Origin of the sequence: Corynebacterium sp. 239_CJEI, from assembly GCF_001055995.1 — a bacterium.
In the GTDB taxonomy this organism is placed as follows: Bacteria; Actinomycetota; Actinomycetes; order Mycobacteriales; family Mycobacteriaceae; genus Corynebacterium; species Corynebacterium jeikeium_D.
On record NZ_JVOW01000030.1, the window covers coordinates 84561 to 98258 of the forward strand.

General features: G+C 58.3%; 11 protein-coding genes and 1 tRNA gene. 7 read left to right on the forward strand and 5 right to left on the reverse strand.

Features of this window, described 5'->3' with window-relative positions:
* Window positions 1-23: 23 nt before the first annotated feature.
* From ADB08_RS08445 to ADB08_RS08455, 3 genes are read left to right on the forward strand one after another with little or no spacing between them, the layout of a single operon-like run.
* Complete coding sequence (locus ADB08_RS08445; protein ID WP_016421953.1) at window positions 24-716, forward strand: glycosyltransferase family 2 protein; 693 nt, start codon at window positions 24-26, stop codon at window positions 714-716.
* A complete protein-coding gene (locus ADB08_RS08450) occupies window positions 713-1135 on the forward strand; it encodes a DUF2304 domain-containing protein (protein WP_049172389.1) in 423 nt (140 codons plus the stop codon). The genes ADB08_RS08445 and ADB08_RS08450 overlap by 4 nt, the downstream gene beginning before the upstream one ends.
* Window positions 1136-1184: 49 nt before the next feature.
* Complete coding sequence (locus ADB08_RS08455; RefSeq protein ID WP_049172390.1) at window positions 1185-2180, forward strand: DsbA family protein; 996 nt, start codon at window positions 1185-1187, stop codon at window positions 2178-2180.
* Window positions 2181-2241: 61 nt separating this feature from the next.
* Here the strand turns inward: ADB08_RS08455 and ADB08_RS08460 are convergent, their stop codons facing one another.
* Both ADB08_RS08460 and ADB08_RS08465 read right to left on the reverse strand, forming a co-directional pair.
* The gene (locus ADB08_RS08460; protein WP_038629306.1) at window positions 2242-3207 is read right to left on the reverse strand and encodes a GDP-mannose 4,6-dehydratase; all 966 of its coding nucleotides are present in this window, start codon (window positions 3205-3207) and stop codon (window positions 2242-2244) included.
* Between the two features lie 129 nt (window positions 3208-3336).
* Window positions 3337-4626: an MFS transporter gene (locus tag ADB08_RS08465; protein ID WP_049172391.1), complete on the reverse strand. Its 1290-nt coding sequence runs from the start codon at window positions 4624-4626 to the stop codon at window positions 3337-3339.
* Window positions 4627-5460: 834 nt separating this feature from the next.
* Between ADB08_RS08465 and ADB08_RS08470 the strand changes: the two genes are divergently transcribed.
* Both ADB08_RS08470 and ADB08_RS08475 read left to right on the forward strand, forming a co-directional pair.
* Window positions 5461-6804 carry an MFS transporter gene (locus ADB08_RS08470; RefSeq protein WP_049172393.1) on the forward strand — a complete coding sequence of 448 codons (1344 nt, stop codon included), beginning with the start codon at window positions 5461-5463 and terminating at the stop codon, window positions 6802-6804.
* Between the two features lie 213 nt (window positions 6805-7017).
* Complete coding sequence (locus tag ADB08_RS08475; protein ID WP_049172394.1) at window positions 7018-9069, forward strand: acyl-CoA dehydrogenase family protein; 2052 nt, start codon at window positions 7018-7020, stop codon at window positions 9067-9069.
* A gap of 8 nt (window positions 9070-9077) precedes the next feature.
* On the opposite strand, the gene ADB08_RS08480 is transcribed toward ADB08_RS08475, so the two are convergent.
* Window positions 9078-10049 (reverse strand): N-acetylmuramoyl-L-alanine amidase, encoded by a 972-nt coding sequence (locus ADB08_RS08480; protein WP_049172396.1) that lies wholly within the window; start codon window positions 10047-10049, stop codon window positions 9078-9080.
* A 162-nt stretch (window positions 10050-10211) separates the two neighbouring features.
* Window positions 10212-10811 carry a TetR/AcrR family transcriptional regulator gene (locus tag ADB08_RS08485; RefSeq protein WP_193394159.1) on the reverse strand — a complete coding sequence of 200 codons (600 nt, stop codon included), beginning with the start codon at window positions 10809-10811 and terminating at the stop codon, window positions 10212-10214.
* Between the two features lie 75 nt (window positions 10812-10886).
* On the opposite strand from ADB08_RS08485, the gene ADB08_RS08490 reads away from it, so the two are divergent.
* Window positions 10887-11855: a membrane protein gene (locus ADB08_RS08490; RefSeq protein WP_049172397.1), complete on the forward strand. Its 969-nt coding sequence runs from the start codon at window positions 10887-10889 to the stop codon at window positions 11853-11855.
* Window positions 11856-11892: 37 nt separating this feature from the next.
* Here the strand turns inward: ADB08_RS08490 and ADB08_RS08495 are convergent.
* Window positions 11893-11965 (reverse strand) — tRNA-Thr (locus ADB08_RS08495).
* A gap of 397 nt (window positions 11966-12362) precedes the next feature.
* On the opposite strand from ADB08_RS08495, the gene ADB08_RS08500 reads away from it, so the two are divergent.
* Entirely contained in the window at window positions 12363-13574 is a 1212-nt protein-coding gene (locus ADB08_RS08500; protein WP_011273191.1) for an IS110 family transposase, read from the forward strand.
* Window positions 13575-13698 lie beyond the last annotated feature (124 nt).

The following is a 13698-nucleotide window of genomic DNA, read 5'->3' on the forward strand; positions in this document are numbered from 1 at the left end:
GCTTCGGAGCGATGACTGACAACATGGATTTCTCGGACACCTGGCTGATTGTGCCGTGCTACAACGAGGGCCAGGTTATTCGTGAGGTTCTCGAGCACGCTCGCGAGACCTTCCCCAACATTGTCGCGGTCAACGACGGCTCTTCGGATAACTCCAGCCTGGAGATCCACAGGGCTGGCGCTCACCTGGTCAACCACCCTGTCAATTTGGGTCAAGGGGCGGCTATCCAGACCGGCGTGGAATACGCTCGCGCGCAGGCTGGCTCGAAGTACTTTGTCACCTTCGACGCCGATGGCCAGCACCAGGTCAAGGACGTAGTCGCCATGGTGCAGCGACTGCGCAGCGAACCAATCGACATCATTGTGGGGACCCGTTTCGGCCGCCCTCGCGCCGAAGATGACCAGGTGCCGCTGATTAAGCGAATTGTCCTCAAGACGGTGGTCATGTTGTCACCACGCACGCGCCGGCTCGGTCTTACCGACGCCCACAACGGCCTGCGCGCCTTCAACCGCACGGTGGCAGAGCAACTGAACCTGCGCATGAACGGTATGAGCCATGCCTCCGAATTTGTCGAGGTCATGGACAACAGAGGCTGGCGTACCGCTGAGCAGCCGGTGGACATCCTCTACACGGAATACTCCATGTCCAAAGGGCAATCCTTGTTCAACGGTGTCAATATCCTTGCCGACTCCCTGATTTCGAAGAGGCTGCCATGACCGCATCCATCGTTCAAATTATTTTGCTGCTGGCGATGGTGGGCCTGGTGGCTTACTTCGTCGCTAACCGTCGTAAAGCACGCGCCAAGGCGGGCGTGAAACTGGGATTCGTCGTTTTCGTCATCGCGTGCCTGTGGGCAATCGTGCGTCCCGACGATCTGACCGTGGTGGCCAACTGGATTGGTGTGACCCGGGGCACCGATTTGCTGCTCTACGTACTGGTGTTGGCGTTCGTGTTTACCACGGTGTCGTCCTACATTCGCTTCCGCGAACAGGAGCTACGCTACGCGCGACTGGCTCGTGCAGTGGCCTTGAAGACCGCTGTGCGTCCGGAAGAAGAAATTGTGATTTCGGGCAGCCAGAACAGCAGCCAAAAAGACAGCGCGACGAACGCCGAGAACAACGCTCCGTCCGACTAATCGGCACGCTAAGCGCATGTGAATCTGAGGCTGTGGTTCCATAGAAGCCATGAGCGAAGAAAATAAGGACAACATCGCCGCTGACAACAGCAGCGATTCGCAGCAGCCCTCGGCAGACGCAGCGCCGCAGGGGACACAGCAGGAACCCCAGCAGGCTTCTCAGCCGGTACCCACTGAACAGGACTTGGAGTCCTGGTCTGCCGACAGTGATGGAAAAACCAAGTCGTGGTACTCGATTCCGAACGCCGCATGGGCGCTAGCTGTCGTCGCATTGATCGTTGTCGGCGCAGCGGGCTTCTTCGCTGGCTCGCGTTCGGCTAGCTTCAACGGCGTGAGCACCGTCAACATGGCGGGCGTTGCACCAGGCAAGGGGGAAATTGCGCCTGTACCTGGCCCGAATGGCTCTTTCGACGCCAGCATCTACGGCCCAAAGGCGGGAGCGCAGCTGAAGTCCCCGGAGGATATGGACAATGTCCACCGCCGCAATGAAAATGATCCTTTTGCTCTCGGTGCAGTGGATGCGCCGGTCGTAATCTCAATCTACTCGGACTTCGAATGCCCGTTCTGCGCGAAGTTCGCAAACGAAACCGAGTCTGCCCTCGTGGAAAAGTACGTCAATGAGGGACTGGTCCGCCTGGAGTGGAACGATATGGCCATCAATGGTGAGAAGGCCATCAAGGACGCTGAGGCCGGCCGTGCCGCGGCAGCTCAGGGCAAGTTCTGGGAGTTCTCCCGTGCGCTGTTTAAGAAGGCCGGCGAAAAGGGCCAGGGCCACCCGGAGTTCACTGAAAAGGAACTGATTGCCGTCGCTCGTGAGGCCGGTGTGCCGGACATGAAGCGCTTTGAAAAGGAGCTTAAGGACGGCAAGTGGACCGAGGCGGTCGAGAATGCCACCCAGTTCGGTTCCATGCTGGGCATTTCCGGTACTCCGGGCTTCCTCGTTGGTACTCAGTTCGTCTCGGGCGCACAGCCTCTCGACGTGTTCGAGGACAATATCGAGCTGGCTCTCATCCACGCCAAGCGCGCGGAGGAAGCTGGCAAGTAACCTGGCTGACTCACGGCTAACCTACGCGGACGACTGCGCGAAGCCGCCCGCGTAAGCTGCGCTAGCCCTGATTCCGGAAGTACTCCACAGTACGAGCAACACCTTCCTGAATACTCATAGCTGGCTCCCAGCCGAGTACCTCACGCGCCCGCGTGGGATCCAACGCCGACCGCGCCACATCACCAGTGCGCGGCGGTGCAAACTCTGGATTATCCTCGGCATCCGCAGCCTGCGCCACCAACGAGTGCAGCTGCCGATCCGAGGTTTCTACGCCGGTGCCAATATTAAAGCGCATTCCACCACCGACCTCGCCGGATGCGCGGTAGAAAGCATCCACCACATCGTCGACATAGACATAGTCGCGGGTATTTCCTCCGTCACCGAATACCTTGGTTGGCTCTCCCGCCAGCAGTCGCTGGGCGAAAATAGCAACCACACCGGCCTCGCCGTGCGGATCCTGCCGCGGGCCGTACACATTCGCCGGCGCGATGTGCGAGCATTCGAGCCCGTAAAGATTGCGGAACATATTCAAGTACAGTTCGCCCGTTGCCTTTGAGGCGGCATAGGGGCTCATCGGATTGACCGGCACGTTTTCCGTCACCGGAAGCTCCTCCGGCGTGCCGTAGATGGAACCGCCCGAAGATGTAAACACAACCTTGCGGACACCGTGCTTTCGGGCCGCATCGGCAAGTTTGATTGTGCCAATGATGTTCAGCGTCGCATCTCGCACCGGGTCGGCCACGGAAATCCGAACATCAATCTGCGCTGCGAGGTGGAAAATAACCTCCGGGCCGCTTTGCTCGAGCAGCTCGTCCCAGTCCACCTCCAGCACATCGGCGGTTATGAACTCAAAGTCGTCGTTAAGCGATGCCTGCTGGAGGTTTTCCAGCTTTCCGTGGGAGAGATCGTCCAGCGCCGTGACCGCGTACCCTTCAGCCAGTAGCCGGTCAACCAGCGTCGAACCGATAAATCCCGCACCACCCGTCACCAGCGCGCGCGGTTTCGCGCTTGCCGACGATTCTGTCATCGCGGTGGCCGGTGATTCGTTCTTGTGCTTCTCCATAGGAAGAACTATAGGCGCTTAGTAAGGAAAACCGCTTATACGTGTGCCAACCTCACATTGACGGGGTTGATTAGTCTTCCGAGGAATGCGAGATTACTCAGCGCGCTGTGGCAGGTTGACAGTGGAATTGAAGAAAATAACCAAGCCCATCAAGATGGCGATGACCATACCGCCACCGAGCATGACCGGGTAGGTCATCCAGGAGATGGACTCGGAGAGCTTGGTCAGAATTGCCGGGAATGCGAAGCCGACGTAGGTCAGGCAGTAGAAGATACCGGTCAGACCAGCCATATCGCGTGGGCCAGCGATGCGCTGTACCTCGTTGAGGCCGGTAAACATGGACAGACCGTAGCCGGCGCCCAACACCAGCGCTGCAATGAACGCCGTCACTGCGGTGGGGTTGGCGGACATCCATGCGGCCATTCCCATGCCGATAACCACAATGCCAATTGCGATCAGCGAACCGTGGGCGTTGTGTTCGGTCACAAAGCGTGGACCAATCTGCTGAATACCAAAACCACAGAGCAGCGCAAACAGTGTGACCATCGCGGAGTAGAACACTGGCTGGGAGACGTGGTCCTGAAGCAGAGAAGGAATGATTGCATAGGCAACACCGGCTGCACCGAAGACCCACGGCGCTCCCATCGCGGCGACGAGCAGGAAGCGACGGTTAGTTACCGAAGGGGTGTGTAGAGACTCCCAGACGCTTTCATGCGGAGCGTTGCTGCCGCCCAGGTGCGGCGACTGGCGGGTCTCCGGCACAGCCACAAGACCGAAGATTGTCGGGATAGAAATCAGGATGTGGATGATATAAGCCAACTGCCCCGGCAGCGGTGCGAACTGCGCCAACGTGCCGGCAATACCCGCACCCAGGCCAAAGCCCAAGGTCAACGCCATGGACTGACGCTTCGCGCCCGAGGTGGAAGTGGCCTTGGGGTCAAAGCGTGGATCGGAAAGCTCCTTTACCCACGAGCCGCCCACGGCCATGACAATGCCGACTGCCAAGCCCGAGATAAAACGACCAGTGAGGATGAGCGGGGCGATGGTCTCGCCCAGCGCGATGAGAGTCGAGCCCAGAATCGAGAGCACCGGCGCGGCGAGCATCACCGGCTTACGGCCGATACGGTCCGAGATTGGGCCAGAAATCAGCAGTGCCGGCGCGATGCCGAGAGCGTAGACCAGCAATAGAAGGTCAATGAACACCGGCGCCAGGTCAGCGTTTTCGCGGTACATCACCATCAGCGGTGTGAATTCATTGCCACCCCACGCGACGGCGAAAACTGCAATTGCGGCGAGCAGCCACAACGGCGTGCCTTTATTGGATTTGGCCCTGCCGTGAGGTACCTCATTTTCATTGCCGTTAGTTCCTGCGTGAGAAGACATGTCGTTTACTTTACGACGGTCCCCAGCGCCTTACGCACAATGGTGCAGATTTTAAGCCACCGGAGCTAACCACAAGAGGTGTGCCGAGATAGTTGAGCAGGCGGGGCGGGGCAACTGAGTCGGTTAGTGCTGTGGCGACTAGTGGAGTGGTGGCTAATGCGGTGGCGTGCCCAGTTTGGTCACCTCGGGTTGGTCTCGGCACAAATGCCCCTGAAACCTGGGGCTCACACCCCCGTCTCGGGGTGGCATGTTGCCGACCTTGCATCCCTGCCCCATCCGGGGGCAATGACCTTTTCGACACTACATCGTTATTGTTCCGTTACTTCTTTCGTATCTTGCGCCACTTTCGCCGCACTATTCACACAACTTCTGATTATATAATTACAAATTAGTTCAATGTGGGGGTAGCCGAACAGCCATAAAACGCAGATTTCCCCTATTTAAGACAGCCTCACGCACAAACGGCCATCAGCTCGCGCACATCAGGCCGGAAACGGCCCGTCGTTAAGCAGCATCCATTCCACACCCTTTACATACCCCCGATTCCACCCTTCCCAGACATTCAGGAAATGAATTCGGTCACAAACAAAGGAAATCTACCGTCATTCACCAACCCCCATTACCCCCGTTGCCCACTTTTTGTTGTCGCTCGCTGAAGTTCAAACACTGGTCGCTACAGGCCTGGCTGTGTAAGAATTCGACACCGTCAAACAATCTGTCGATTCCCCAAACGCTGGCTGAGAAAAACCTGGGGCGATTTCTGCACGACCGCTGAGATCACCAAGGTCCTCGATGGCCGTGCGGACGGGTATGTAAAGAAAGTCTTGTTGTTTTATGACTACTTCGATCATCGCGAATGATCCCAAGCAGCGCCGCAAGGTGCTCACGGGAACTCTCGTGGGTACGACCATCGAGTTTTATGACTTCCTGATTTACGCTCAGGCCGCAGCTATCGTGCTCGCTCCGCACTTCATCGAGCCGGCGGCACAGTCGAACCCACAGGTCGCTCAGGTGCTCGCCTGGGCAACCCTGGGTATTTCCTTCCTCTTCCGCCCGCTTGGCGCTATCGTCGCCGGCCATATCGGTGACCGCTACGGCCGCAAGATGATTCTGGTCTTCACCCTCATCGGCATGGGTGCAGCTACTTTCTGTATCGGTCTGCTGCCGACCTATGAGTCAATCGGCATCGCCGCACCTATCCTGCTGGTTCTGCTCCGTATCTTCCAGGGCCTTTCCGCAGGTGGCGAATGGGGCGGTGCAGCCCTGATGTCCGTGGAGTACGCACCGAAGGAAAAGCGCGGTATCTACGGCGCATTCCCGCAGGCCGGTGTTCCGCTGGGTCTGACCCTGGCTACCGGCACCATGCTGATTGTTATGGCAATCATCGGCGAGGAAGCCTACATGGACTGGGGTTGGCGTGTGCCATTCCTGCTGTCCTTCATCCTGGTTCTGATTGGTTACATGATTCGTCGCACCGTCGATGAGTCCCCGGTCTTCCAGGCTATGCAGGCTGAGTCTGCTGAGCGCTCCGCTCCGCTGCCGGAGCTCTTCCGCAACCACTGGGGCAAGGTTATCCAGGGCGCCCTGATCTTCGCTGCTCAGCAGGCCACCGGTTACCTCGTGATCGCATTCTTCGGCGCTTACGCACAGAAGACACTGGGCTACCCGGCAACCGTCGCTTGGACAGGCACTCTCGTCGCCGGTATCTGCTGGACCATCTTCATGTTCATGGCTGGCGCTTGGTCCGACCGTATCGGCCGCGCAAAGACCTTCATCATCGGCTACGTCCTGATCATGATTTGGGAAGCCGTCATGTGGAACATCCTGGATAAGGGCCCGTTCCTCTACGTCATGACCGTCGCAGTCCTCACCCTGCCGCTGGCACTGACCTTCGGCCCGCAGCCGGCCATGTACTCCGAGATGTTCCCGGCTGAGGTTCGCTACTCCGGCGCTTCCATCGCTTACGCCATCGGCGCTGTCCTGGGTGGTGCATTCGCACCGATGATTGCCCAGATGATCATGGACGCCACCGGTAACCCGTTCTACATCTCCATCTACCTGATGGCCATGGCTATCCCGGCACTGATTGCCCTGTTCCTGCTGCCGAAGGGGCTTGAAGACCGAGACCTCATCGAGCACCCGGAAACTAACCTCGACGAAGTTAAGTCGCGCGTCTAGTTCCCACAGCTAGGGGTTCTGCCCCACCGAGGGTCTGATTACGCGAGCCGTCGTCAAGCACTGCACAACGCAGTATTTGCTTGACGACGGCTTTTGCGTTTCCACCTTCGTTCTATCCCGGTAGCTTGTTTCCGACCCGTGGCCCCGATTTCCTCATGAGTTTCTCAGTCGAAAGCGGCTGACAAGCCCCAGATATCCCATTAACGTTGGGTTATGGCACAGACTTCTTCCAGCTCCACGCGAATCCCCCGCCGTCGCTCGACCGATGGTCCGAAGACGCTCCCCTCCCGTCCTGAACCGGAAGTGGCAGGTGCACTGCAAAAGGCCCTGGACGGCTATTTCCCCGAGGCGCGCGCTGATGTCCGCGTCCTTCTAGAAGACCCCTCCCTGCGGCCCACCTCTGGGCTGACCGTGGAGGAGGCCAGGCAGCACACCACCGAGTCACTGTCCAAGGTGCTTAAGACCGGCATGCCCTATGGGGCTTTCCGCACTGACCAGGGCGGCACAGGAGATACCGGTGGCACTCTCACCGGGATTGAAATGCTTGGCCACACCGACTTGTCGTTGATGGTGAAGTCCGGAGTGCAGTGGGGCCTTTTCGGCGGCGCTGTCAGCAACTTGGGAACTGAGCGTCACGGCGAGTTGGTGCGTGACCTCATTGAGCTGCGGGCTCTCGGCTGCTTTGCGATGACCGAGCGTGGCCACGGCTCGGACGTGCAATCACTCGAAACCACGGCGCACTACGACCCCGAGACGGAAGAATTCATCCTCAATTCCCCTACGGCTTCCTCTGAGAAGTGGTTTTTGGGCAATGCCGCGCGCGATGGGCGCTGGGCTGCGGTCTTTTGCCAGCTCTACACACCAGGGCAGGAAGAATCCCATGGTGTGCACTGCATTGTCGCTCGAATCCGCAATGATGATGGTTCGCCTGTCGACGGAGTTGCTATCGGCGACCACGGCACCAAGGGCGGCCTCTTGGGCGTGGACAACGGCACTCTCATGTTCGATCATTACCGCGTGCCGCGGGAGAACCTGCTTAACCGTTTTGCAGATGTCTCGGCCACTGGCGAGTACAGCAGCGATATTGACAGCCCCAATGCACGGTTTTTCACAATGCTCGGTGCCCTCGTGCGCGGCCGCGTGACAGTCGGTGCAGCCGCTGGTGCGGCAACCCGCACCGCATTGACCATCGGCACCAAGTACGCACACTTGCGGCGCCAATTTGCTCCCGACGATTCACTGCCGGAAAAGAAGCTCATTGAGCACCGCCAACACCGAATCCGACTACTCCCCCGCATTGCGCGTTCGTACGGTCTGCAATTTGCCACCAACCTGCTAATCAAGCGGATTCACGACCTCGAAGCGGAGGGGCTGGACCGTGCGAATCTAACCCCGGAGCAGGCTCGCGATTTGCGTGAAGTGGAGGCGCATGCCGCCGCATTGAAGGTCGCCAACACCGCACATGCCACCGACGCCATCCAGGAGATGCGTGAGGCCACCGGTGGAGCCGGTTACATGGCAGAGAACCTGTTGACCATTCTCAAAGAAGACTCTGACGTATTCACCACTTTTGAGGGCGACAACGTGGTGATGTTGCAGCTGGTCACCAAGGAACTCTTGGGCGGTTTTGCCCGGGAGGTGCAGAGTTTTTCCAACCTGGAGATGGTGCGCTTCGGCCTCGACAATTTCAGTGGCATATTGCGCCGTCGCACCGGTGCAGATGCCGTCGTCCAGAACCTCTTGGATGCGCTGACTGACGCTGATGAGTCCTCGCTCTTTGACCCCGCCAGCCAGATGCAGCTACTTATCGAGCGCGAGAACCGACTTCTCAAGTCCCTTGCTCGCAGGCTGCGCCCGGCGCGGAAACTGCCTGTTGAAAAGGCCGCGAAGCTGGTGGACAAGGTCCAGGACCACATGATTTCCTGCGCGTGGGCGCATATCGATCGCATGATCCTGGAAGCGTTCTTCGAAGCCGAATCCACGATCACAGACGAGCGCTCTCAAGAAGTGCTCGAGCAGGTTCGTGATGTGTTCTTCCTGTCGGTTGTCTGCGATAACGCCGGCTGGTTCTTGGAGCAGTCACTGCTCACCGGTACTCGCACCAAGGGCGCGCGAGCGGGCTTGGCCGATCTGGTTGATTCCCTTGGCCCCTGGTCTGAGGTACTTGTCGATGCCTTTGGTGTCCCCAGCACCATGCTGGATATCCCCATGATGGAGCCTTACGAAGCGATGACGCCGAAGGCTAAGGCCAACCCGGCTAGTTAGCAGGTTGGCTACTGCGCCAGGAAACCTTCCAGCCCAGCCACAGTGGCCTCTGCCAAGCGCTGACGGCCTTCGCTGGAAGTCAAGAGGGCAATGTCGCTGCTATCGCGCATGTTGCCGTATTCGACCAGTGCCTTTGGCTTCGCCGATAGGTTGAGTCCGGTGAGGTCTGCGCGCGGATTCAGCCCCTCGCTGCCGAGATAGTTAGACGGCGCAAAACCTGCGGCAACAAAGGCATCGCGCAGGGCGGTTGCCAGCGCGGTAGAGCCCTGCTCGTCATTATTAGCGAGCGGCTGAGAAATCGCCGACACATGGAATCCGCGGTTGCCCTCTCCAGCACCGTCAGCGTGGAGGCTCACCACGGCATCGGCGTTGGAGGCATTTTCCTTCTCTGCACGGGCATCGATGCAATCTGCACGACCTGCGTCATCCTCGCGGCTGAGTAGCACCTGAGCACCGCGCTGTTCGAGCAGCTGCTTGATTTCCTGCGCCATCAGCCAATTGAACTCGTGCTCCGGGAAGCCGTCGTTGGAAGCGGTGCCGGAGGTATTACACGGCTTTTGGCCACCACGACCGTCAGTGACCATCAAGTCAGCAGGTGGTGGGGTGCCGGCGTGCCCCGGGTCGAGGTAGATGACCTTGCCGGCTACAGCGCTGGAGCCGTCGGCACGCGAAGTAGCGCGATTAGCTTGCTGTTGTGGCGCGTCGCCCGGAGCAACTGCGTCGGGGTTAGCAGAATCAGGCATTGCAAACTCCTCATTCGGCGGCGTGGGGTTCGGCATCTGCATGGCCTCTTCTTCAGCTGCCAAGGACGTTTGAGTTTCTGCCGAGGCAGCTTGCTGAGCGCTTCCTGCTCTGGAAGCCTCCGTGTCGATGGTGCAGGCCACAAGACCGGCAGGCATGATTGCCGCGGCCGCCAAAACCACAGCTAGTCGTCCCGCTGATCGCTGCACTGCTCGTCGCTGGTGTCCGGGCTGCCGCATAGTGCGTTCTCCTAGTTTCCGCGTACCTGCCATGTGCTGAGTAACAGTAGCAAACACTCGATTGAGAGTCCCCGGCTCCGAGATTTCCGCCCCCATTCGTTTCGGAGAATCACCCCGCGTCGGAACGTGTGCAGGATTTTTCAGGACTTATCACCGAGGGGTTTAGTGATTCCCCTTCGCCTGTGCTGCCAAACCCGTAAGCATTAAGTCCACAAGCTTTTCTTGCACACCGGAAAAGTACTGCTCTACCGCTGCCGAGTTAGGAAGGGGACGCGAGACCACAGCGAGCCCAAGGTGGAAATCAAGCGGTGCAACGCCCTCCGGGCATAGCCCAGCTGCTTTGGCCTTTTCCAACAACGGTGTATAGTTCCGCCGCAACTCTGCCATTCGCTTTTCGATAATGCTGTCGATCTCTTTCGCTTCATCGCCAGTATCGGCAGTGAGGTCACTAAATAAAGCTTGGCCCAGATCCGCGGCCTTCAATTCCGCGATTGCGTGAACTGCTTCGTGCCAAGCACCGTCCGGATCGTCGTCAAACTGAGATACGGCTGCCTCAACAATCCTGTCGATATCAGCTGCAGCGCGCGCACCGACTGCATCGAGAAGCTCAATCCTGCGGGGAAAATGCCTGCTTGCCGTAGCTACACCGACACCGGCCTCCCTGGCAATCGCACGCATGGATACACCGGCCCCTTGCTCTATCAAGAGTTTTCGCGCTGCTTCCACGATGGCATCACTGTTCATCACTGCATCTTGTCTCACACTTGCATCCTAACAAACGGAACACTATGCTCCACTTTGCAAGTGAAACACTCTGCTCCAGTTAGGAGATAGGCCATGTCAACAGCTACGACTGAGACAAAAGAAGCCTCACCCGCCCGCAAAGCGGTCGCCGTCATCTCCGGCATTCCGCTCGTCATCGGGCTCATGCTCTTCGCGTTCTTGGCACCGACATTTGCCTCCGGCCCGAAGGATGTCCCCATTGCCCTGTCTGCCCCCGCCCCAATGTCCGAACAAATCACCCAAGCCATCGAGCACAAAGCCGGCGACGATGCTCCCGACATCCAGGTGATGGACACCCCTGAAGCCGTACGCGAGTCAATCCTCAATCGCGAAAACGTTGGCGGCATCGTCATCTCCCCGACAGGCGCTACCGCCTACACCGCTTCAGGCAACGGCGCACCCTACTCGCAGCTTATCGACGGCATTGCGACGACCCTCGAGTCTCAAAACATCCCTGTAGAGCGGGAAGATTTGGCTCCAACCACACAGGATGACCCACAAGCTTCCGGTGTCGCGCTCCTCGGCTTGCCGCTGGCTTTCGGCGGTATCATCTCGGCAGTTATAGCCACCTTCCTCTTCCGGGGTAAGAAGTGGACGAAATTGGGTGTCCTCGCTGGCATCGCAGTCTTCGGAGCCCTCGTGGCAACGTGGATGCTCCACTCTGTCTACGGCACGCTTTCAGGCAGCTTCGGCATGGAATGGCTGGCTATTTCTCTGGGAATCCTGGCTACCTCAATGCTCACCGCTGGGCTCGCAGCCATTATTGGCACTCCCGGTGTGGGAATCGGCGCCATTTTGACGATTTTCTTGGCGAACCCGCTCTCTGGACTATCCACTGGCCCCTGGCTGCTTCCGGCCGGTTGGTCCACTCTTGGCCAGTGGATGCCCATTGGGGCTACTGGCTACCTAGTCAGGTCACTGTCATTCTTCGATGGCAACGGTGCTGGGGCAGCGTGGTGGGTTCTCATCCTCTGGATTGCTGTTGGATTCGCTCTCCTCATGTTTGACCGATCCAAGAAATAAAAAATGGGATCCTTTTAAAGGATCCCATTTAAACCTGAGCCGCCTGCGAGAATCGAACTCGCGACCTTCTCATTACGAGTGAGACGCTCTACCGACTGAGCTAAGGCGGCACGATGCAGTGTGTATATGCACCGCGTGAGAGTTGGGCCTAGGCCGGGGCTGAGAAAGAAATCGGCCTGCTTGATGTAGGGCACGCACAGCACATGCTGCAGGTTAGCGCGCACCGCAGGCCAGGCGCAGGTGGGGCCCACCATGCCATCGAAAGCCCGTTACCTTGTGAGTGTCCCCGATAATGGGGATAGTCGCTGGTCCGGTATGGCTTACCTGCCCTGTAGTTTCCATAATCCGGGGGGKGTTGCCGCCGGGTGCCAGGACTTTCGATGACAGCTGATAGGGACACGGCCAGTTTTAAACTAGGTCTCTTTGTAACGTGGGTGCTTGCAACGAAGGTCATGACACCAGCGACTGGAACAACGCCATACCCATCTCGTTTTCTAGGAGCTCATCATGTCTCCGGAGCATTCCATCGACATATTCCTTGGGTTAGACGTCGGCAAATCTGAACACCACGCCTGCGCCTTAGACCGTGATGGCAACAAGGTCTTCGACAAACCGTTGCCTCAACTCGAATCCGAACTAGCAGGCGTTTTTCACCAGCTTCAGAAGCTTGGCACCGTGCTCGTGATCGTCGACCAACCCAACACCATCGGCGCACTACCGATTGCTGTAGCCCGGGACTGCGGTTGCGAAGTCGGATACCTGCCAGGTCTTGCGATGCGCAAAGCTGCAGATCTCTATCCGGGACGTGCAAAAACAGACAAACGCGACGCATTCATCATCGCCGACACCGCCCGCACAATGCCCCACACGCTACGTGCCGTCGACCGCAATGATGAGGTACTCTCCGCCCTAAAGATGCTGTCCGGCTTCGATGATGACATCGCCCGCGATTGCACTCGCACTGTCAATCGGCTTCGCAGTGTCCTCACCCAGATCTACCCCAGCCTGGAACGAGTTTTTGCTGGTAGCACCCTGACTCGCACGCCGATCCTGGAATTATTGATCCATTACAAGGGACCGCAGGGGCTAAAAAGAGCCGGATACCAACGAGTGTTGAACTGGATGATCAAGCGCACACGTAAAGACCCCACCCCGCTGGTAGACGACATTTTTACAGCGCTGAAAGCTCAAACAGTCACCGTGCCTGGAAGCGATGCCGCCGAGTTAGTAATTCCTCAACTGGCTGCAAACATCCAGGCCCTCAAAGAGCAACGAAACACCATTGCTGAGCAGGTTGAAGAGATGCTCGCTGATTTCCCTCTTTGTGAGGTCTTGATGAGTATGCCCGGAGTCGGCATCAAGACCGCAGCGCAGATCCTTCTTGCGATCGGTGATGGCTCCGACTTCGCTAGTGCTGGCCACTTAGCTGCTTATGCTGGAATAGCACCCGTGACTAGACGATCCGGTTCGTCGATCAGAGGTGAATTCCCGGCACGGTCAGGCAATAAACGACTGAAAAACGCCTTGTTCTACTCCGCATTCGCAGTTATCCGCAGCCACGAACCGTCACGGCGGTATTACGAACGCAAACGCGCTGAAGGAAAACGCCACAACGCAGCAGTCATCTGCCTGGCACGACGCCGATGCAATGTCATCTACGCGATGCTGAAAAACAAGGAGTTCTTCCGCGAAATCCCGCCACGCCCCGTCGCCGCATAAAGCCCCAAAGACGAAGCCGACCAGCACACGCTGGCCGGCTCCTAGGCACGCCTAAGAAACTACTCCCAAGACTGTGCTCGTCAACATCGGTCTGGCACTTGACAAAAACATAGGGACACCCCCC